Origin of the sequence: Macrococcus equipercicus (assembly GCF_024205945.1) — a bacterium.
Lineage (GTDB): Bacteria > Bacillota > Bacilli > Staphylococcales > Staphylococcaceae > Macrococcus > Macrococcus equipercicus.
The window spans coordinates 1,674,776-1,695,237 of the sequence record NZ_CP073809.1 but is presented as its reverse complement, the minus strand read 5'-3'; the positions used below and the strand labels follow the sequence as shown (position 1 = coordinate 1,695,237).

The window sequence follows — 20,462 nt, the reverse complement described above, 5'->3', positions numbered from 1 at the left end:
ACCGAAGATTTATTTAGGTGCCGGCTTGTTTTTGTGTTAAAATAGTTGCATTGATTTGGAGGTGAGTACATGTCAGAACAGCTGAAGCAGGAGATTATCGCCTACAGCAGAACGATAGGTATAGATGCCATCGGATTTACGACGGCTGAACCGTTCGAAGAGCTGCGGCCGAAGCTTGAAGAGTATTATTCGAAGGGATACGCATCCGGGTTTGAGAGTTCTGATATCGAGCTCAGAATCGATCCGAAGAAATCACTGCCGTCTGCGCGCTCCATCATTGCCATTGCAGTCGGCTATCCGAACCGGCTTCCAGATGCGCCGCGAAGCATACGCGGGGAGCGGCGGGGTATGTTCGCCCGCTCGTCATGGGGAATGGATTACCATTCGCTGCTCAGGAAGCGGCTGACACTGCTGCAGGCATTCATCGAGGAACGGATGCCGTCTGCCGAATGCCTGTCGATGGTAGACACAGGCGTGCTGAGTGACCGGGCAGTCGCAGAGCGTGCGGGGCTCGGCTACGCAGCAAAAAATGGCTTTATACTGAATGACAAGCTCGGCACATGGACGTATCTCGGTGAACTGCTGACGTCGATTCCGCTGCCGCCGGATAAGCCGGTCAGCGACAGCTGTCTCGACTGCACAATATGCATCGACCGCTGTCCGACAGGTGCACTGGTCGGGAACGGCCAGCTGAACGCTCAGAAATGCATCAGTTTTCTGACGCAGACGAAAGGCTTTCTTCCTGATGAGTACCGCGGAAAGATCGGTAACAGGCTGTACGGCTGCGATACTTGTCAGCAAGTCTGCCCGAGAAACCGCGGTATTAACACACTGCAGGATGATATCATTCTTGAGCCGCTGAAGCTGAAGCCGCTGCTCGAGCCGCTGCTGACCATCAGTAACAAGATGTTCAAAAATGAATACAGTCATCTAGCAGGCAGCTGGCGGGGTAAGAAGCCGATCCAGCGCAATGCGATTATTGCGCTGGCGCATTTCAAGGAAGAGTCAGCCGTCCCGGCGTTGAAAAAGGTCGCCGTCGAAGACACGCGCCCTGTCATTAAAGGGACTGCTTACTGGGCCATCGGCAAAATCGCAGGCCAATTGGAAGCGCCGTTTTTGAAGGAACGGTATAATATAGAAGAAGACGCAGAAGTCAGAAATGAAATATTAAAAGGTTTAGAGGAGATTGAACATGTCATCAATTAATGTCGTTTTATATCAGCCGGAAATTCCGGCGAATACAGGTAATATCGCAAGAACTTGTGCAGCAACGGATACGACACTGCATTTAATACGTCCGCTCGGATTTTCAACGGACGATAAAATGCTGCGCCGTGCAGGCCTTGATTACTGGAAATTCGTCAACATCATCTACTATGACAGCATCGAGGAATTTTTCGACAAGACAGCAGGCGGTAATTACTATTTGCTGACGAAGTTCGGCAAAAAGCCGCATACAACATTCGACTATTCAGACACGTCAGTCGACCATTACTTCATCTTCGGCCGTGAGACGACAGGACTTCCGGACTGGGTGAAAGAGAAGTATATGGACACGGCCCTCAGAATTCCGATGAATGACAATGTACGTTCACTGAACTTATCCAATACTGCAGCGATTTTAGTATACGAAGCGCTGAGACAGCAGAACTACCCAAATCTTAAATAAGGACTGATTACATGAATGAAGTAGTGAAGCAGCTGATGGAGCACCGTTCAATCCGGAAATTTGAAGATAAATCACTGGACGAGGATACGGTAAAAATACTGGTCGAAGCAGCACAGCAGGCATCGACATCAAGCTTTGTCCAGGCATACTCTATTATCGGGGTGATTGATCCTGAGATCAAACAGGCACTGCGCGCCATCAGCACACAGGACTACGTTGAACATAACGGCCATCTCTTTGTTTTTATCGCCGATTTCAAACGGCACCATATAATCGCTGAACGGGCAGAAGTCTCCATCGATGATTACTTCGGTGCGACAGAGAGCTTTATCGTCGGCACAGTTGATGCCAGCCTTGCCGCACAGAACATGGCTGTAGCCGCAGAAAGCATGGGGCTTGGTATATGCTATATCGGCAGCCTGAGAAATAATATGGCTGAAGTCATTGAACTGCTCGGGCTTCCTGATTATACGTATCCGTTATTCGGCATGGTCGTCGGCTATCCGGCACAGACGGGCAGCAGAAAAGCACGCCTGCCGTTTGAACATGTCTATCACGAGAACCGTTATGAGACAGGTGCCGAGTACTTGCAGCAGATAGCAGCGTATGATGAAGAGATTGCTGACTACTACCGTGAACGTACGGACGGTAGACGCAGTGATAAGTGGAGCAGCCAGGTCACTGATATGCTGAGCAGGAAGACCCGCACAGACGTAGACGGCATCGTTAAAACCCAGGGCTTTTTGCAGCAGTAATAAAAGAAAGACAGGACCGGCTCAGCCGATTCTGTCTTTTATTTGTTAAGATCTTCGTCTCTAATTCCGTAGTTAGATTCTCTGCCGGCAGTTAACATAGCGACAATGAAAGATAAAGCAACCATACCAATTAAAATTGTGCCCATTGATGTTGGCCTCCTATACTATTATTGATTTTATTATATACTAAAGCCAGACTAAAGAAAAGGAGACGTTAGGACATGCAGGTTATAAACAATGTGAAAATTTACACGGAGCATGCAGTCATCGAGCGGGGCTATGTTCTAATAGATGGAGAACGGATTGCGGCGGTCGAGCCCGGAGACTATGCCGGAGACTGCACTGACGTGATGGACGGGGGCGGCCATATACTGCTGCCGGGGTTCATTGATATTCATATCCACGGCGGTTACGGAGTGGACACGATGGATGCTGACAAGGACGCGCTCACTACGCTGACAGAAGGCCTCCTTAGTGAGGGGACGACATCTTTTCTCGCGACGACGATGACAGAAGATTTAAGCCGTGTGAAACGTGCACTTGATGCTGCGAGCGCTTATGATGGTCCTGGTGCAGAGATCATCGGCATTCATGTCGAAGGGCCGTTTATTTCCGAGCATAAAGTCGGTGCCCAGAATCCGGACTATGTCAGGCGTCCGACTGTCGAGTTAATTGAGGAGCTGCAGCGCTCAGCGCGTGGTAAAATTAAAATTATGACTATCGCACCCGAAGTGGAAGGTGCGATGGACGTCATCCGCGAAAAACATGAGGATATCATCTTCTCGCTCGGTCATACTGTAGCGACATTTGATGAGCTGAACGAGGCAGCAGCAGCGGGGGCAGCGCATATCACCCATCTCTATAATGCGGCGACACCGTTTGAACACCGCGAACCCGGGGCATTCGGTGCAGCATGGTTGAATGATGGACTGAAGACAGAATGTATAGTAGACGGTATTCATTCTCACCCCGCCGCTGTCAAAATTGCCTACCGGTTGAAAGGGCGTGACCGCTTCATGGTCATCACCGATGCGATGCGTGCCAAAGGAATGCCTGACGGGGATTATGAGCTCGGTGGTCAGCGGGTCATCAAAAAAGGCGGTAAGGCCGTACTCGCTTCTGGGACGCTTGCCGGCAGTATTCTGAAAATGAATGATGCGCTGCGCAACTTTATGGCTTATACTGGTGAGACACTTGATAATGCATGGCGCGTCGTCAGCTATAACCAGGCCGTCGCTCTCGGCATGCAGCAGGATATCGGCAGCATCAAAGCAGGGAAGTATGCGGACCTCGTTTTAGTGGATCACGAGTTAAATGTTTTAACAGCAGTGAAAAAAGGGTATATGAAATTGATTAAAAACTAGGTTGTACAGGAGGAAAACATCATGGCTATGAACTTTAAAATATTTGATTCTAAAGGCATCGCAGCAAAATATGCAGCGGACCTTGTACGTAAACAGATGAACAACAATCCAACATCCATCATCGCTTTCGCTATGAATGATGAGCAGGATTTTTTCTATCGTGCATTAATAGAGGATGTGACGAAAAATCCAGTGGATGCCAGCCAGATCCATGTGTTCGACTATGACAAGAATGAAGCAAGCTTCAAACAGATGGGCATCGTCACAGAACAGCTGCATAAGGCAGACAGAAACGGCAGCCTGCAGCATGACGTGAAAAAAGTGAAGACTAAAGAGAACAAAGGCAAGCTGACGATGCTTGTGACGACGTTCAATGCAGACGGCAGCATCGGCTACCGTGAAGTCAATGCAGATAAAGAGGAAGGTCTGCTGACAGCGCGTGAAGTCATTGTGCTGGTGACAGGACCTGACAAAGCAAAGGCAGTCAAACGCCTGTACGAAACGGCTGAATCTCAGACGACGTTTGAAGCGGCCAACTTAAAAGGACACCGCATGGTCACTGTTATCCTCGATAACGAAGCAGCACAAGGATTACCTGCGGATATCCGCGAATATTACCGCTCATTATTCTCCTGATATAACAGAACATCGGCTGCGGCCGATGTTTTTTGTTTGTAAAGAGTGGGAACATGGAAGATGAGCTGAGTGTCCTGATTGAAGACACTCGTAAGCAGAAATGGAGCTGAATGTCCTGATTGAAGACACTCGTAAGCAGAAGTGGAGCTGAGTGTCCTGATTGAAGACACTCGTAAGCAGAAGTGGAGCTGAGTGTCCTGATTGAAGACACTCGTGATTACGAATTCTCATGAGTGTCTTCCATTTAATTATTTATAGTGCCAGCCCTCATAATTACCCTTAGTCAGCAGATAGTTTTTCGACAGAACTCGCTGGATGGTTCTTTTGTCAATCGACTCTCCAAGCCAGTCAGTCACTAACTTAGTAGTTATCGGTTTATCCGGCCAGATTCGTGAGATTTCTTTAACACCATTAGAAATAACGGCAGCCGTGCTTATGTCAGTATTGCATTTCAGGCACTGGAACTTTCTCTGGCTAATCCGCTCTACTTTGTTATAACATACAGAGCAGTAGGTGCCTTTTGTCACTTTGGAATAGTCGATGTCCATCTTTTTATCGAAATTATTGGGAACGCTGCGCTTCATTAGGTGATTGACTAATGGGACGGTGCTGCGCCAATTAAATCGTCTACGGTATTTCGCGAGTACAAGCGCGAAGTTACTGGTGGCCAGCACGTCGCCGCGGAGCAGCATGCCATGAATGCACTGGCTGTCATTTATGAAAAACGGGTAGACGATAACATCGATGTAGGGATCGAACTGCGCAACATAAGCGCGCAGCAGTTTCTTCAGGCGCGCCAGCTGATCGTTCAGCGCTGTGAACGGCTCTCCGCTCATCATGTAAAATAAGCCGTCCGCAGCATGCAGATCGAACGATAAGTTCTTGACTTCAAACACCAGCACGCAGTCGTCCAGAACAATCAAACTATCAACCTGCACTTGCTGAAAATCAATATTCAATCTGAGGTCACTAATATAAATGCCATCAAACCCATCAAAAAAACAACTCAGCAGTTCATCGACACGAGTTTCACCGTATTCACCTTTTAATAGCTTGTCACACCTTGCAGCAGTGTCGTCAGAAAAGTGGAAGCGTTCCTGCAGCAGCCGGAAACAGTCTGCCTGGTGCAATGATACACGTGGTTTCAATGATTTCATCCATACCTCCGCTACATATAAAATTTAACAATTATAAGATATATCATTTTGTTAACATTCACAACTTTGAGCGTTATGTAGTATAATCATTTAAAAAGGAGGTCATGATAATGACAGACCGCTATCAAGATCAGGACAACGAAATGGTGCAGGACTTCGACGATGTTGTCGAACTGGGCAAGGAGATGGAGCAGATTTCACTCCGCAACGAAGAAGACCGGGACAATGACTGGTCGGAAGAAGATGACGCGCAGAACAGTTGAGAAATCAGCTGTTTTTCTATGAAAACAGATGAATGAAAGCGTTATTTATTGTAGAATGGACTTATTAAGAGATAAGGGGAGAAAAGAATGTCTGTAAGAATTGAACATGATACATTTGGTGAAATAGAAGTACCTGCGGATAAATACTGGGGCGCACAGACGCAGAGAAGTAAACAAAACTTCCCGGTCGGTAAAGAAAAGATGCCGATTGAAGTTGTCTATGGATTCGCGCATCTGAAGAAAGCGGCAGCGATCGTCAACAAGGACCTCGGCAAACTATCCGAAGCTAAATGTGAGGCGATCGTCAAAGCATGTGACGATGTGTTATCCGGTAAGCTGGATGACCACTTCCCACTTGTCGTCTGGCAGACAGGAAGCGGTACGCAGAGCAACATGAATGTCAATGAAGTGGTGGCTTTTGCAGCGAACAAGTATTTACAGGAATCAGGCAGCGATGAATCTGTTCATCCGAACGACGATGTCAACAAATCTCAAAGTTCAAACGATACTTATCCGACAGCGATGCATGTCAGCCTGTACAGTGAAATTGAAGAGCGGCTGCTGCCTGCACTGGCAAAACTGCGTGACACATTGAAGCAGAAAGAAGAGCAGTTCGATCATATCATCAAGATCGGCCGTACGCACTTACAGGATGCGACACCGCTGACGCTCGGTCAGGAGATTTCCGGCTGGAGATATATGCTCGACAAATGTGAAGCACTGCTTAACTTATCCCGGAAAGAACTGCTTAACCTTGCTATCGGTGGCACTGCAGTCGGCACCGGCATCAATGCGCATCCGGAATTCGGCGATAGAGTCGCAGCTCAGATCAAAGCACAGACAGGCTATGATTTTATTTCTTCTCCTAATAAATTCCATGCTTTAACAGCTCATGATGAAGTGACATTTGTCCACGGTGCCTTAAAAGCACTGGCAGCTGATTTAATGAAAATCGCCAATGATGTTCGCTGGCTGTCATCAGGACCACGTGCAGGTCTCGGTGAACTGTCCATCCCGGAAAATGAACCCGGCTCATCAATTATGCCTGGTAAGGTCAATCCGACTCAAAGTGAGATGCTGACGATGGTCGCTGTACAGGTCATGGGAAATGACGCGGCAGTCGGTATTGCGGCAAGCCAGGGTAACTTTGAGCTGAATGTCTTCAAACCAGTGATCATGTACAATACACTGCAGTCTATTTATTTGCTGGCTGACGGCATGAACTCGTTTAACGACAACTGCGCAGTGGGTATAGAACCGATAGCAGACAATATCTCCGATTACTTAAACCGTTCTCTTATGCTGGTCACTGCACTCAACCCGCATATCGGTTACGAAAAAGCAGCATATATTGCGAAGACTGCTCATAAAGAAGGACTGACGTTAAAACAATCCGCGATTAACAGCGGTTATTTAACAGAAGAGCAGTTCGACGAGTGGATTAAACCAGAAGAGATGATCCACCCAAAATAATTGGAATGCCTGCATGATAGCAGGCATTTTTTACTAAAGAGAGGTTCACCATGAGAAGAATAGGATTAGTGGATATCGGTTCAAACACCATCCGCCTTGTTATATTTGAATACTCGGAGTCAACCGGCCTGCAGGAACTCCAGAACATCAAGACGCCGGCCCGGCTGTATCAGTATCTGGATCGAGATAAAGTGATGGCACAGGAAGGGATAGAAGTGCTCTGCAGTACGCTTCAAAGCTTTCAGCAGGTAGCTGCGAAGTTTCATGTGGAAGCTTTATATCCAGTGGCGACAGCAGCGGTCCGGCAATCAAAGAATATCGAAGAAATTATTAGTTACGTCAAAGAACAGACAAATATCACGATGCAGATTGTCACGGAGAAAGAAGAAGCGTTCTACGGCTACTATGCGGTTGTCCATACGCTTAACTTCAGCGACGGTGTCACAGTGGATATCGGCGGCGGTAGTACAGAAGTCACCTACTTTGAAGACAAGGAACTGAAGTTCTCGCACAGTTTCCCGTTCGGCGTCGTGACCCTGCAGAAGCTGTTCTTTGAGAATAAGAAGCATAATGATGACAAAGCTGTGTCTCAGGCACGTGCATTCATTAAAGAGCAGCTGCAGAGCTTAAAATGGCTGGCGAAACGAAAAGTGCCGATTATTGCCATCGGTGGCTCTGCCCGTAATATTGCCCGCATTCATCAGTCGCTTGTCGAATATCCGATAGCCGGTGTTCATGGCTACTCCATGAAAGAGGAAGACATTAGTGTCGTCTACAAGAAGCTGATGAGTTCAACGATGGATGACCTGGAAGACTTGGACGGACTGAGCCGCGACCGGAGAGACATCATCATCCCGTCGACACTGCTGTTCAAGGAACTGTATGAAGAAGTGGAGGCAACTGAGTTTGTCTTCTCCCGTAAAGGTCTGCGTGAAGGTGTCATCATGTCCATCCTCGAGAAAGAATACAAACACCCGTTTGATAAGCATGAAGTGTTCAAAGAAAGTCTGCGCAACTTGGCTTACAGCTATAATATCGGGCGGCAGGAAGCGCTGCAGCGTCAGAGGCTCGCCGAAATGCTCTATTATGAACTTGAGAAGAACGACTTGATAGACGGAAACAAACTGGATAAAAAACTGCTGCTTCAGTCAGCTTACTTATTTTATCTCGGCAGTTACATCGATTCCGATGCAGCGAGCCAGCATACGTACTATATCATTTCCAACTCAAGCTTAAACGGCGTGTCCCACCGCAACCGGGTGAAGCTTGCCTTATTATCCAGCTACAAGAATAAAACGCTGCTGAAATTCTTCGCGGATGAAACGGGATGGTTCACAGAAGCCGAAAAAGCCAAGATTCAGCTCCTCGGCAGTATACTGAAATTTGCCTATGCACTGAACAGCAGCAATACAAGCGTCGTGAACTCTCTTTATCTTGAAAAGCATAAAGACCGCTATAACTTAGTTATAATGTATAAAGGCGATCCGATAGCCGAAGAATATCAGGCTGAAAGACAGAAGAAACACCTTGAGAAGATTGTGAAAGCAAAAATTCACATCACTTTTACAGAGAATTAACAATAGTTCGTTATAACTTAAGTCGGGATAATATTTTAACTATTAAAAGTGGAAGTGATAATATATGGAGACGACAAACGCGATTGATTTGAACAACAAGCAATATTACAACAATAGAGAAGTAAGCTGGGTTGCATTTAACCACCGCGTCATTGAAGAAGCTCTGGATAAAAGAAATCCGCTGTTAGAACGATTGAAGTTTCTTGCCATCGCTTCTTCAAACTTAGATGAGTTTTTCATGGTCCGTGTCGCAGGACTGAAAGACCAGATTAAACTTAACTTCAATGAGCGTGAAAACAAGACGCAGATGACACCTAAAGAACAGCTTGTAGCTATCGACAAAGACAACAGAGAGAATGTCAGGCTGCAATATGAGCAGTATCACCAGCTGCTGCAGGAACTGGAAGGGCATAACGTTTTTCTCAAGCAGCCGGAGGAACTCGAATCGCATAATTATGAGGTAATCAAGCAGCGCTTTGAGTTTGAAATTATGCCGACACTCACGCCGCTCGGCATTGATGCCTACAGACCGTTTCCGAAGCTGTCCAATAAGTCATTGAATGTCTTTGTGGATGTAGTTGATGCAAAAGGCGAGGACAAATCAGCCATCGTCCAGATTCCGGCACTGTTAAACCGCATTATTCTGCTGCAGGATGATCAGCGCATGATTTTTGTCATGCTGGAAGATGTCATCATCCATTTCATCGGCAGATTATTCAGTGGACATGAAGTACGCCGTGCATTTACGTTCAGAATCACGCGTAATGCCGACTTATCGATTCATGAAGACGGTGCAGAAGACCTGCTCATTGAAATCGAAAAGTTCCTCAAAAAACGAAAGAGCGGTGCCGCTGTCCGCCTTGAGATCGATACGAGAAACGATCCGACAATCGGTGGTTCTTTCCTGACTCACGAACTGGAGATCGAGGAGCGCGATGTCTACAAGATTGACGGCCCGCTTGATTTGACGATGCTGTTCCAGTTATCCGGCATGGTGTCGAAAAAGTACCCGCAGTTCGAATTTAAGAAATTCGAGCCAGCACCGCCTGCCTCACTCGGCATAAGAAATGTGTACGAAGCAGCACGCGAGCGCGATGTGTTCTTCCATCACCCGTATGAATCTTTCCAGCCGATTGTGGATTTCATTAAGGAAGCGTCAGTTGATCCGGCGACGCTTGCCATCAAGCAGACGCTGTACCGCGTTTCCAGTGATTCTCCGATTATTGAAGCATTAAAAAATGCAGCTGAAGCCGGCAAACAGGTCACTGTGCTTGTAGAGCTGAAGGCGCGTTTTGATGAAGAGAACAACGTGCACTGGGCGAAGATGCTTGAAGAAGCAGGATGTCATGTAATCTACGGGATGACCTACTTGAAGACCCATAGTAAGATTACGCTCGTCATCAAGAAAATCAACGATGAACTTGTGCCTTATGTTCATCTTGGCACCGGTAACTATAATGATAAAACCGCGAAAATCTATACCGATATGGGCATCATTACGACGAACAAGGAAATCGGGCAGGACGCGATGAACTTCTTCAATTACTTAAGCGGTTATTCTGAGAAGCCGGAATACAATAAGCTGCATGTAGCACCATTTGAGATACGGGAGGAGTTTCTGGATCACATCGATCAGGAGATTGAATCACACCGTCAGAATGGCAATGGCCTGATCATTGCAAAGATGAATTCGCTGACGGATAAAGCGGTCATCAAAAAACTGTTTGAAGCGAGTCAGGCCGGCGTTAAAGTGAACTTGATCATCCGCGGTATCTGCTGTCTGAAACCCGGCATTCCCGGCGTCAGTGACAATATACGCGTGATTAGTATCGTCGGACGGTTCCTCGAGCATTCAAGAATTTATTATTTCTATCATAACGGAGAAGAAAGAATGTACTTATCGTCAGCAGATATGATGACAAGAAACATGATCAAACGGGTGGAAATTCTATTCCCGATTCTTGATCCGGACATTGTCACACGGCTGAAAGATTTTCTGCAGCTCCAGCTGAATGATAATCAGAAAGCGCGTGAACAGGATATGAATGGTGTGTATCATTACGTGAGAAATGAACTTGAGCCGCTTAATTCACAGGAATATTTAGTGAAAGAAGCAGAGCAGTTCAGACGCTCACTGAAAGAGAAACCCGCTGTGCCGGAACCAGTCATGTCGCGCCGTTCTAAACTGCTTGACCGTGTGATTTCACGTATAAGAAAGAACTAAATAAAGCATCCCGCAAGGGATGCTTTATTTAGTGTCTATAGAAAAGTTGCAGTTTCTTTGACCGATAATCTTGCGGTCGCACGAGGTTCCTGACGCGTTCTGCCGATGGTGATGAGCATGAGCGGTAAGTAACGCTCCTCAATATTGAACTGTCTGATCAGTTCGGTCCGTTTGAAGCCGCCGATCGGGCAAGTGCCGAGCCCGGCAAGTGTTGCTGCGTTCATCAGCTGCATCGCTGCAAGTGAGGCATTCAGCACGCCGGACTCAAAGCGATATTCTGCTTTCGCGTAAGCACTGTCAATCTGCTTTGTCAGCAGTGCCTTGATTTCTTCGGTCATACGACCTTCCGCGATGTCACGGCTGAAGACCGGCTCTGCCTGTTTATGTGCTTCCCGGTCAGCGAGAATCACCACTGTTGCACTTGAGTCAGCAATCTGCTGCTGGTGGAATGCAATCGGCAGTAACGCAGCTTTTGCTTCGTCACTATGGATGACCAAGTACTTCCAGTGCTGCAGATTCCATGCTGATGGTGCCTGATTGGCTTTGTTGATCAGCTCTGACAGTTCGTCCTGAGTGAGCTTGAAGGCTGGATCATATTCTTTCACTGAGCGTCTGTCAAAGAAAATATCTCTATGTGTTTGTATCATAATAATCCTCCGTGTTAAATCTTCCTAGTTATTATGGTAAGACTGAAAGTGAGAAAATGCAATATTACTGCTTCAATTCAGCCTGTACGAGTTCACCGGTAAACGGATGGATGAAGCTGAGCTTATAGCCTGTCAGCTGGAGCTGGCGAAGCTTGGAGTCACTGTACAACGGGTCGCCGAGCACAGGGTGGCCGATAGCTGCGAGATGCACCCGGATCTGGTGCGTCCGTCCTGTATCAAGCTTCAGTTCGACTTCAGTGACACCGTCCCCAAGCACTTGAGAGCTGATGATATGTGTCACTGCGTGCTGACCCGTATCGGACACACGGCGTTTATTCGGATGGAACTTATCTTTGCCGATCGGCAGTTCAATCGTCTGGTTTTTAATGGGCAGAAGACTTCTGACTTTCGCTTTATAAGTCCGGGTAATTTCACGCTGTTCAAGCATGCGGTCGAGAATTTTTTTGATCAGCGGATTTTTAGCGACGAGCACTAGGCCGACTGTCTCCTGGTCAAGGCGGTGAATCGGTTCGACATAGTCAGATTTCAATGTATAGACGGCATGATTCAGTAGTGTATTGGTTTCCATCATGTCGTTTGGATGTGTCTTGACGCCTTTTGGTTTTACGAGCACCGCTAAATAGTCATCTTCATAGACGACTTCACAGAGCCGGTGAGACGACTTATACTGGCTGTGCTCCTCAGCGACAGGCAGCTCCAGAACATCTCCTGTGTGCAGCTGTGTGGCGAACAGAGCAGGCTGACTATTCACGGTCAGCGCTTTAGACATTCTCAGCTCATGAATCATTTTCTTCGGCAGCACCCAATGTCTGAGCAGTTCTTCGATTGTCATTCCTTTAAATTGATCATTTATCGTTATTTTCATTGTTTCCTCCAGAGCAGTTCGTTTGATAGTACTTATAATCGTGTATAATATATGTATAGTTTACATGAAGGAGCTTGAACATGACAGAAGAATTGAATCTTGAGAAGTTTAACAAGTCTATAGAAGCGCGTCAGATGACATTTGAAGATATAGAAGAAGTGATGCAGCTGCAGAAAATCTGTTTCGCGGGTATGGATCCGTGGAAGAAAGAGCAGCTGGAATCGCATCTGAATTTATTCCCGCGCGGCCAGATGGTCATAGAATATGAAGGCCGCATTATCGGCTCATGCTCTAGTCTGATTATTAACTTTGATGAATATGATGACAGACATACATGGGATGATATTACCGATAACGGTTATATTACGAATCATAATGAGAACGGTCATAACTTATACGGTATTGAAGTGATGGTTCACCCTGACTACCGTGGCATGCGCGTCGGACAGCGGCTGTATGAGGCACGCCGCGAAATTGCCTATGAATTGAACTTGAAGAGTATTATTATCGGCGGCCGCATCCCGAACTATCATCTTTACAAAGATGAACTGACACCGCGTGAGTATGTGACTGATGTCATGAAGCGCAAAATTAAGGACCCGGTGCTGACGTTCCAGTTTATGAACGGCTTCACGTTGATGCGTATCAATCCGGGTTATTTGAAGGATGACGTGAAAAGCAGCAAATACGCGACATTGATGGAGTGGAACAATCCTGACTTTGTGGCGAAATCAAATCTTCATTTCAAGACGAGTCATCCGATACGTATCTGCACGGTCAACTACATGATGCGTAAGATCGATTCTTTTGAGGAGTTTGCGAATCAGATTGAATACTTTGTCGACGTGGCCTATGATGCCGGCAGTGATTTTGTCGTCTTCCCGGAACTATTGACTACACAGCTTATGAGCTTTGATGAGAAGCGGAGTCCTGCTGAGTCTATCCGCCAGCTGACCAATTACACAGAGCAGTACATTGAGATGTTCAATGACTTTGCGCTGCGCTATAACATCAATATTATCGGTGGCTCGCATTTCGTTGAGGAGAACGATGACATTTATAACATCTCCTACTTATTCCGCCGTGACGGCTCTATTGAGAAGCAGTACAAAATCCATGTGACACCGAACGAACGCCGCTGGTGGGGAATTTCTCCGGGCAAGAAAGTCGAAGTGTTCGATACAGACTGCGGTAAGATTGCAATCCAGATCTGTTACGATGCTGAGTTCCCTGAAATGGCACGTATCGCAACCGAAAAAGGTGCGAAGATCATCTTCACACCGTTCTCAACAGAAGACCGTCAGAGTTATCTGCGCGTTAAATACTGCTCAATGGCCCGTGCAATCGAAAACCAGATTTACACGGTGACGAGCGGTACATGTGGTAACTTGCCGCAGACTGAAAACATGGACATCCAGTATTCAGCGTCAGGTATATATACGCCGAGTGATTTCGGGTTTGCCCGTGATGGTATTATAGGTGAAACAGGGGAGAATCTGGAGATGGTCATGATCGGAGACGTCGACTTGGAAGTGCTGCGCCGCGGCCGTGAAGATGGTACCGTCAGACAGCTGCGTGACAGACGTCATGACCTATACCGCGTCGAATATAAGAGATAAGAGACCATGAAGTCGAGGACCGCTTTACTTAAAGAGATCGCGGAGTTTCTGAATGAAGAGACAGAGACTTATTCCATGCTGGACGGTGCACTGAAGCGGCTTGTCGAAGGCACTGATTTTTCGACCGGCTGGATTTTCTTCATTGATGATGAAGGCAGCCATCAGCTGATCTCTGACTACCGGCTGCCGGATGCACTTGAGCAGAATGACTGTCACTATATGACGGCAGGACCGTGCTGGTGTGTGTCCAGATATCATCAGGGGAAGCTGACGAAAGCATCCAATATCATCACGTGCTCCCGCATCGTCAAGGCTAATCGTCAGCATCCGGACGGGACCGCTGATATTACGCACCATGCAACAGTGCCGCTCCAGTCAGGGCAGGAACGGTTCGGGCTGCTGAATGTCGCCGCTCCACATAAAACAAGCTACAGTGAAGATGAGCTGGAACTGCTGGAGTCCGTCGCGTTCCAGATCGGCAGCGCTATTAAACGCATATTTCTGACAGAGCGCGAACGTGAGATTGCACTGACTAATGAACGGAACCGTCTTGCGCGTGACCTTCATGATTCAGTCAACCAGATGCTGTTCTCACTCAGGCTGACTGCGCATGCTGCCGCCGCCAATACAAAGGATGACAGAGCGAAATCTGCATTTGAAATTATAGAAGCAACCAGTCAGTCGGCAGTCAATGAGATGCGCGCACTGATCTGGCAGCTGAAGCCTATCGGACTTGAGCAGGGCCTTGCTCATGCCATCCATCAGTATGCGGATGTCCTTAACTTGAACGTGACGATGCACATCAACGGACTGATTCAGCTGGATAACAAAGAAGAGACGGTCGTCTTCAGAATTGCCCAGGAGGCACTGAATAATATAAAGAAGCATGCAGGAACAGCTGAAGTGGAAATCACAATCAATCAGCTGACGGCATTCAGCCTGACGATCAAAGACAATGGTAAAGGATTCGCTGTGCAATCGGCGAAGCAGCTGCCGACGCATGGACTGGCTAATATGAGGCAGCGGGCAGAGTCAATCGGCGGGATGCTGTTCATTACGAGCAGTATGGACACCGGCACAGTCGTTACATTTACGCTGCAGGAAGGATGACGGAATGACTTCAATTATACTGGTCGATGACCACCATATCGTCAGACAGGGACTGAAGTTCCTCATCAGTTCGATGACGGATTATACCATTGCGGCTGATTTTAGCGACGGGTCCGAAGTCATCGATTATTTAACAACACATGAACCACCGGACTGTATTTTAATGGACCTTGTCATGCCGAAGATGGACGGCATCAAGACGACGAAGACATTGAAGGCACTGCATCCCGACCTTAAGATTCTTGTGCTTTCAAGTTACATTGACGAAGAGCATGTGCTCGGTGTGATGGAAGCTGGTGCAGACGGCTATGAAGTGAAGGATGCAGAACCCGGTAAGCTGATAGAAACAATCCGCCGGGTAGTCGCCGGAGAAAAAATCTTTCATCCGTCTGTCATGACTGCTGTCAGAAACGCCGAACAGCTGCCGCATTTACAGAAGAAGCTGTCCAAGCGTGAACTGGAAGTGCTGGAGCAGATGGTCAAAGGACTGACGAACAAGGAAATAGCGGGTATTTTATTCGTGTCTGAGAAAACCGTCAAAACGCATGTCAGCCACATCTTCTCAAAGCTTGAGGTCAACGACCGGACGCAGGCTGCCATCTATGCGATGACTTATCATTTAGTGAAAAAGCAATAAGCATCAAAACTACAGTAAAACAGCACACTTTAACAAAGTGTGCTGTTTTTGTTATGGCTGATAAGTCCAGCCTTGGTCGTTATGATAGATCATCTGCTTAGTCATGCCGCCGTCAATCGTGATCTGTTCGCCTGTGATGAAGCCTGCTTTATCTGAAGCAAGGAACAGTATCATGTCGACGATATCTTCCGGCTTACCGACGCGTCCAGCGGGATGCTGGCTGTTGTTCGCACCTGAAAACGTCTGTCCTGTAGTAGCTATCCAGCCGGGTGCAATCGCATTGACTCTGACTTTGCCGCTTAACGAGATTGCCAATGCATGAGTCAAGGAGCTGATGCCGCCTTTAGCAGCTGCATAGCTTTCAGTCTGCGGCTGACTCATCGTCGCTCTCGTCGATGCAATATTGATGACCGTACCTCCTTGTCTGAAGTGCGGCTGGAAGAGCTGGGTGAGAAAGAAAGGCGCTGTCACACCGACTTTTAAGGCATAGTTGAATTCCTCATAAGAGCAGTCATCGAGCCCTTTCATTAAAGGCAGCGCGTTGTTGACAAGTATATCGATATGTCCGAAGTCCTGGATGACTTGGTTTTTGAACTGAATGAGCGTCTGCTCATCAGCGATATCACCTGTGAAATAATCATTAGGTGCCATATCAATGACCGCGACATGTGCCCCTTCTTTCTTGAATGCTTCTGCTGCAGCTCTGCCGATACCACTTGCGGCACCGGTAATGACCACTACTCGCTCTTTAAACATCGAATCACTCCTCAGGTTCAATATGGACGATTGTTTCGACAGAACCGAACTCTTCTTTCATCTGCTGTTCAATCTGCTCTGCAATGTCATGACTTTCTTTCACAGAAAGTGTAGGTAGTACGGTGACGGTGACGTCGACAAAAGAGATGACACCGTGATTTCTGCCTTTTAAGTCGACGACCTGGATGACGCCGGGGATGGAGGAGACAAGATGTCTCATCCTGTCTAATGTTTCTACTTCGAAGCCGTCAGTTAAAGTGATTGCCGTATCCCTGAATATATCGACTGCTGTTTTCATGATGATGAAGCCGACGACGATAGCGGCGATAGTATCGAGCATCGGAACACCGACGTATACACCCATCACTCCGATAAATGTGCCGACGCTGACCAATGCATCGGATAAGTTGTCATAAGCGGCAGCCTTCAGAGCGCTGGAATCGACTTTCCTGGCAAGGTTCCGGTTATATAAGTAGACGCAGAACATGACAGCGGCCGAAATGATGGCGACTACAGCCGCTTCAGCGGTCGGCGTTGAATACGTGCCGCTCAGAAAGTTTGTCACACCATGCACAATAACCTGCACAGAGACTGCAAACATGATGAACGATGCTGTAAGAGAAGCGATGAATTCTGAGCGGTAATGCCCGTAGTTATGATTGGAGTCTGCGGGCTTCATGGAGATAGATAAGCCGACAAGAAGCGCAATAGATGAAATGACATCAGTCGCGTTGTTCAGACCATCCGCAATCAGTGCCTGTGAACCGTTGATCCAGCCGAATAATAACTTGGCAAGCGTCAGAACTATATACATTAAAATACTGAGCCGGGCACCTTTTTTAGCCTGCTCAAGCTTATCCTTAATATGCAATATCATCGCGTCCTTTACGTTTTGTACCGTCTTATTATGAGGCATTACCGGTGAAATATCTAGTGATAGTTTCCCGGAATAATGAAATCAGGCAGCACAGCACAGCGTGAAAAAAGAAAATTAAATCGTATCACCGCTCAATAAGTGACAAATTTGCGACAGAGGAAAAACTTCGAGTTTTTCCTCTTTTAATTTGCTGTAAATTATATTAAGATGGTAAATGTGTCTTAAAAAGATGTGTATTATTTCAATTTAATGCTCAGTGCATATGTTGAGCGTAAATATATAGAAGAAAGGTCGTATATAATGGATAAACAGAACTTCACAGATTTATTGCAGACAAAATTCAAAATGGTCCGTATAGAAGCAGGCTACACACAGGATACAATGGCTCAAACGATCGGTCTGTCTAAAAAAACATTAGTGCAAATTGAAAAGGAACGGGTGCTACCCAACTGGACAACATGCGTATCGTTATGTGCATTATTCAGAGATTCAGAAGTACTGCAGACGACACTCGGCGGAGATCCGCTTGAAGTCATTCAAGTCATCTCACGCGGTGCATGTGCATACCCTAAAAATGAGAATCTTGATGAGCTGTGGTGGGAAACAAAGCAGAAAGAAGCAGGCTACACACTTCAGTTCAATAAAATTTCAAACCTTTACCGCGTTATTGATTCAGCTAATCAGCCGTTATTCGGCTCAAACAAAGAACGTGAAGCTGATACTTTCTTCAACAGAAGAGTGGCGGATCAGTTAATCAACGCTTAAGCAGACGACACGTCGTTTGCTTTTTTTATGTCTATAGTATCGATTGGTTAATCTGCTGAATTATGGTACATTATTAACAGACATTACTTAAAGGAGCCATTCAAAATGACAGTTAATATTTATGATGAAGCAAATCGCCTGGAAAGTGCATTACGTCAAAGTGACGAATACACGGCAGTAAAAACTTACTTCGAGGCAATCAATAATAACCCTGAATCAAAGCAGCTGTTCGATGAGTTCAGAAACATCCAGCTGACATTGCAGGAGAAACAGATGTCCGGCCAGGAGATCACTGAAGAAGATATCGCAAGTGCGAACAACGTCGCTGCTAAAATTGAGCAGGATGAAAATATCGCTAAGTTAATGCAGGCAGAACAGCGCATGAGCCAGATCATCGAAGACTTAAACCGCATCATCATGAGACCATTACAGGACTTATATGGTGTCAACGAACCGACTGAACAATAATAGTGAAAAATAAACGGAATGAAGATTTCGTTTATTTTTTTTAAGAGGTAAACAAAGATGAAGATATATGTAGATCATCCGGAACTTGAGCCGCAGCTCCTGTTCATCAAAAATATATTCAACCTGTATTTCGAGGATGTCTTCGTGCTGAACGGCAAAGGTGACAATCAGCTCACCTTCAATATAATGAACGATACGATGACACACGTCAAAGCTTGCTTGACGATAGCAGGACAAAGTTACCAGTCAGAAGCAGTGCGGCCTGAAACAGATAAGAAGTCAGTGAAGCAGGCGATAGCAAAAACTTTGGTCAACATGTTGACCGAGCATACAGGCATCACTCAGAGCTGGGGGACTTTGACCGGCATCCGGCCGACAAAGCTGTATCACCGGCTGTACCGGCAGGGACTCAGTCATGAAGCGATATGCGAGAAGCTTGCAGCCGATTATTTGATCAGCCGCGAGAAGCTGGACTTGATGCGTGATATCGTCCGTATTCAAAATGAAGCGATACCGGATTTATATGACTTGAAACGAGAAGTCAGCGTCTATATCGGTATTCCGTTCTGTCCGACGAAGTGTGCCTACTGCACATTTCCTGCCTACAGCATTCTTGTCCACAAAAATGATGTACCTGAATTTCTCGTCGGTCTTCTCCATGAGATTAAGGAGACAGGTGAGTGGCTGAAGAAAAACGACGTTAAAGTCACTTCTATTTACTTCGGGGGCGGTACGCCGACGTCTATTACACCGGAAGACTTGAAGCTGCTGCTCGACGAATGCTACCGTTCATTTGATATGACGGCTGTGCGCGAAGTGACCGTTGAAGCAGGACGGCCGGATACGATTGATCCCGCGACATTGGATGTACTGAATGACTTTCATATCGACCGCATCAGCATTAATCCGCAGAGCTTCACTGATGAGACATTGAAAGCAATCGGCAGACATCATTCAGTGGCAGAGACAGTGGAGAAGTTCAAGCTTGCACGGGAGCACCAGATGAATAACATCAATATGGACTTGATCATTGGTCTGCCTAACGAAGACCGGACACATGTGCAGCATTCCCTTGCTGAAGTGGCCAGGCTGAGACCCGAGTCGATCACTGTCCATACGCTGAGTTTCAAGCGTGCGAGTGAAATGACGCGCAATAAAGCGAAATATCCTGTCGCTGACCGCGATGAGATTATGACGATGATGGGACTGACAAAGACATATGCCCGTGATCATGGCTATGTTCCTTATTATTTATACCGCCAGAAAAATATTCTCGGTAATCTTGAGAACATAGGTTATGCGATTGATAAGGAATATTCACTCTATAATATTCTGATTATGGAGGAAGTCCAGACTATCCTCGGCATCGGCTGCGGTGCTTCAAGTAAGTTGATTCATCCTGAAACAGGGAAAATAGAAAATTACTTGAACCCGAAAGACCCGAAGAGCTACAACAAGTCATACAAACATTACACTACAGAAAAAATCAGGAAACTCGAGCTGCTGTATAACGGCACAGCTGTAGTCGAATAACATTCTGCGCAACGAGAGCAGCTGAATTTCACAAGATGTTCCTTCA

Annotated in this window: 20 protein-coding genes; 15 read left to right on the top strand and 5 right to left on the bottom strand. The window is 46.6% G+C overall.

The window, feature by feature from the left end; translation table 11 throughout:
- Window positions 1-69: 69 nt before the first annotated feature.
- The 5 genes from queG to KFV11_RS08865 all read left to right on the top strand — a co-directional run bounded on the left by queG (window position 70) and on the right by KFV11_RS08865 (window position 4,424).
- Complete coding sequence (queG, locus tag KFV11_RS08885; RefSeq protein WP_149459448.1) at window positions 70-1,206, top strand: tRNA epoxyqueuosine(34) reductase QueG; 1,137 nt, start codon at window positions 70-72, stop codon at window positions 1,204-1,206.
- Window positions 1,193-1,669 carry a tRNA (uridine(34)/cytosine(34)/5-carboxymethylaminomethyluridine(34)-2'-O)-methyltransferase TrmL gene (gene trmL / locus KFV11_RS08880; RefSeq protein ID WP_149459447.1) on the top strand — a complete coding sequence of 159 codons (477 nt, stop codon included), beginning with the start codon at window positions 1,193-1,195 and terminating at the stop codon, window positions 1,667-1,669. The genes queG and trmL overlap by 14 nt, the downstream gene beginning before the upstream one ends.
- Window positions 1,670-1,680: 11 nt before the next feature.
- Window positions 1,681-2,424 carry an oxygen-insensitive NADPH nitroreductase gene (nfsA, locus tag KFV11_RS08875; protein WP_254249767.1) on the top strand — a complete coding sequence of 248 codons (744 nt, stop codon included), beginning with the start codon at window positions 1,681-1,683 and terminating at the stop codon, window positions 2,422-2,424.
- 221 nt (window positions 2,425-2,645) lie between these two features.
- Complete coding sequence (gene nagA / locus KFV11_RS08870; RefSeq protein WP_254249766.1) at window positions 2,646-3,788, top strand: N-acetylglucosamine-6-phosphate deacetylase; 1,143 nt, start codon at window positions 2,646-2,648, stop codon at window positions 3,786-3,788.
- Between the two features lie 21 nt (window positions 3,789-3,809).
- The gene (locus KFV11_RS08865) at window positions 3,810-4,424 is read left to right on the top strand and encodes a 6-phosphogluconolactonase (RefSeq protein WP_254249765.1); all 615 of its coding nucleotides are present in this window, start codon (window positions 3,810-3,812) and stop codon (window positions 4,422-4,424) included.
- Window positions 4,425-4,672: 248 nt separating this feature from the next.
- Here KFV11_RS08865 and KFV11_RS08860 read toward each other — a convergent pair whose 3' ends face one another.
- Entirely contained in the window at window positions 4,673-5,581 is a 909-nt protein-coding gene (locus tag KFV11_RS08860) for a nuclease-related domain-containing protein (protein WP_254249764.1), read from the bottom strand.
- A 110-nt stretch (window positions 5,582-5,691) separates the two neighbouring features.
- Between KFV11_RS08860 and KFV11_RS08855 the strand changes: the two genes are divergently transcribed.
- From KFV11_RS08855 to KFV11_RS08840, 4 genes are all read left to right on the top strand, one after another.
- Window positions 5,692-5,844 (top strand): SAS053 family DNA gyrase inhibitor, encoded by a 153-nt coding sequence (locus KFV11_RS08855; protein ID WP_170234589.1) that lies wholly within the window; start codon window positions 5,692-5,694, stop codon window positions 5,842-5,844.
- Between the two features lie 87 nt (window positions 5,845-5,931).
- A complete protein-coding gene (fumC, locus tag KFV11_RS08850) occupies window positions 5,932-7,317 on the top strand; it encodes a class II fumarate hydratase (RefSeq protein ID WP_149459442.1) in 1,386 nt (461 codons plus the stop codon).
- Window positions 7,318-7,367: 50 nt separating this feature from the next.
- Window positions 7,368-8,894: an exopolyphosphatase gene (gene ppx, locus KFV11_RS08845; protein WP_254249763.1), complete on the top strand. Its 1,527-nt coding sequence runs from the start codon at window positions 7,368-7,370 to the stop codon at window positions 8,892-8,894.
- Window positions 8,895-8,958: 64 nt separating this feature from the next.
- Window positions 8,959-11,118, top strand: a complete 2,160-nt coding sequence (locus tag KFV11_RS08840; protein ID WP_254249762.1) for an RNA degradosome polyphosphate kinase — start codon at window positions 8,959-8,961, stop codon at window positions 11,116-11,118.
- 35 nt (window positions 11,119-11,153) lie between these two features.
- Here KFV11_RS08840 and KFV11_RS08835 read toward each other — a convergent pair whose 3' ends face one another.
- Window positions 11,154-11,765 (bottom strand): nitroreductase family protein, encoded by a 612-nt coding sequence (locus tag KFV11_RS08835; protein ID WP_254249761.1) that lies wholly within the window; start codon window positions 11,763-11,765, stop codon window positions 11,154-11,156.
- A 64-nt stretch (window positions 11,766-11,829) separates the two neighbouring features.
- Window positions 11,830-12,651 carry an RluA family pseudouridine synthase gene (locus KFV11_RS08830; protein ID WP_149459438.1) on the bottom strand — a complete coding sequence of 274 codons (822 nt, stop codon included), beginning with the start codon at window positions 12,649-12,651 and terminating at the stop codon, window positions 11,830-11,832.
- A gap of 80 nt (window positions 12,652-12,731) precedes the next feature.
- On the opposite strand from KFV11_RS08830, the gene KFV11_RS08825 reads away from it, so the two are divergent.
- From KFV11_RS08825 to KFV11_RS08815, 3 genes are read left to right on the top strand one after another with little or no spacing between them, the layout of a single operon-like run.
- Window positions 12,732-14,270: a bifunctional GNAT family N-acetyltransferase/carbon-nitrogen hydrolase family protein gene (locus KFV11_RS08825; protein WP_149459437.1), complete on the top strand. Its 1,539-nt coding sequence runs from the start codon at window positions 12,732-12,734 to the stop codon at window positions 14,268-14,270.
- 6 nt (window positions 14,271-14,276) lie between these two features.
- The gene (locus tag KFV11_RS08820; protein WP_149459436.1) at window positions 14,277-15,380 is read left to right on the top strand and encodes a GAF domain-containing sensor histidine kinase; all 1,104 of its coding nucleotides are present in this window, start codon (window positions 14,277-14,279) and stop codon (window positions 15,378-15,380) included.
- Window positions 15,381-15,384: 4 nt separating this feature from the next.
- Window positions 15,385-16,017: a response regulator transcription factor gene (locus tag KFV11_RS08815; RefSeq protein ID WP_254249760.1), complete on the top strand. Its 633-nt coding sequence runs from the start codon at window positions 15,385-15,387 to the stop codon at window positions 16,015-16,017.
- A gap of 51 nt (window positions 16,018-16,068) precedes the next feature.
- On the opposite strand, the gene KFV11_RS08810 is transcribed toward KFV11_RS08815, so the two are convergent.
- A complete protein-coding gene (locus KFV11_RS08810; RefSeq protein ID WP_254249759.1) occupies window positions 16,069-16,773 on the bottom strand; it encodes an SDR family NAD(P)-dependent oxidoreductase in 705 nt (234 codons plus the stop codon).
- A 4-nt stretch (window positions 16,774-16,777) separates the two neighbouring features.
- Window positions 16,778-17,644, bottom strand: coding sequence for a cation diffusion facilitator family transporter (locus KFV11_RS08805; RefSeq protein ID WP_149459433.1), 867 nt, complete (start codon window positions 17,642-17,644; stop codon window positions 16,778-16,780).
- 306 nt (window positions 17,645-17,950) lie between these two features.
- Here KFV11_RS08805 and xdrA point away from each other — a divergent pair, with 306 nt between their 5' ends.
- From xdrA to KFV11_RS08790, 3 genes are all read left to right on the top strand, one after another.
- Window positions 17,951-18,415: an XRE family transcriptional regulator XdrA gene (gene xdrA / locus KFV11_RS08800; RefSeq protein WP_149459432.1), complete on the top strand. Its 465-nt coding sequence runs from the start codon at window positions 17,951-17,953 to the stop codon at window positions 18,413-18,415.
- A gap of 105 nt (window positions 18,416-18,520) precedes the next feature.
- The gene (locus tag KFV11_RS08795) at window positions 18,521-18,883 is read left to right on the top strand and encodes a YlbF/YmcA family competence regulator (protein ID WP_149459431.1); all 363 of its coding nucleotides are present in this window, start codon (window positions 18,521-18,523) and stop codon (window positions 18,881-18,883) included.
- Window positions 18,884-18,940: 57 nt separating this feature from the next.
- On the top strand, window positions 18,941-20,416 hold the full coding sequence (locus KFV11_RS08790) for a coproporphyrinogen III oxidase (RefSeq protein ID WP_254249758.1): 1,476 nt from the start codon (window positions 18,941-18,943) through the stop codon (window positions 20,414-20,416).
- Window positions 20,417-20,462: the final 46 nt, after the last annotated feature.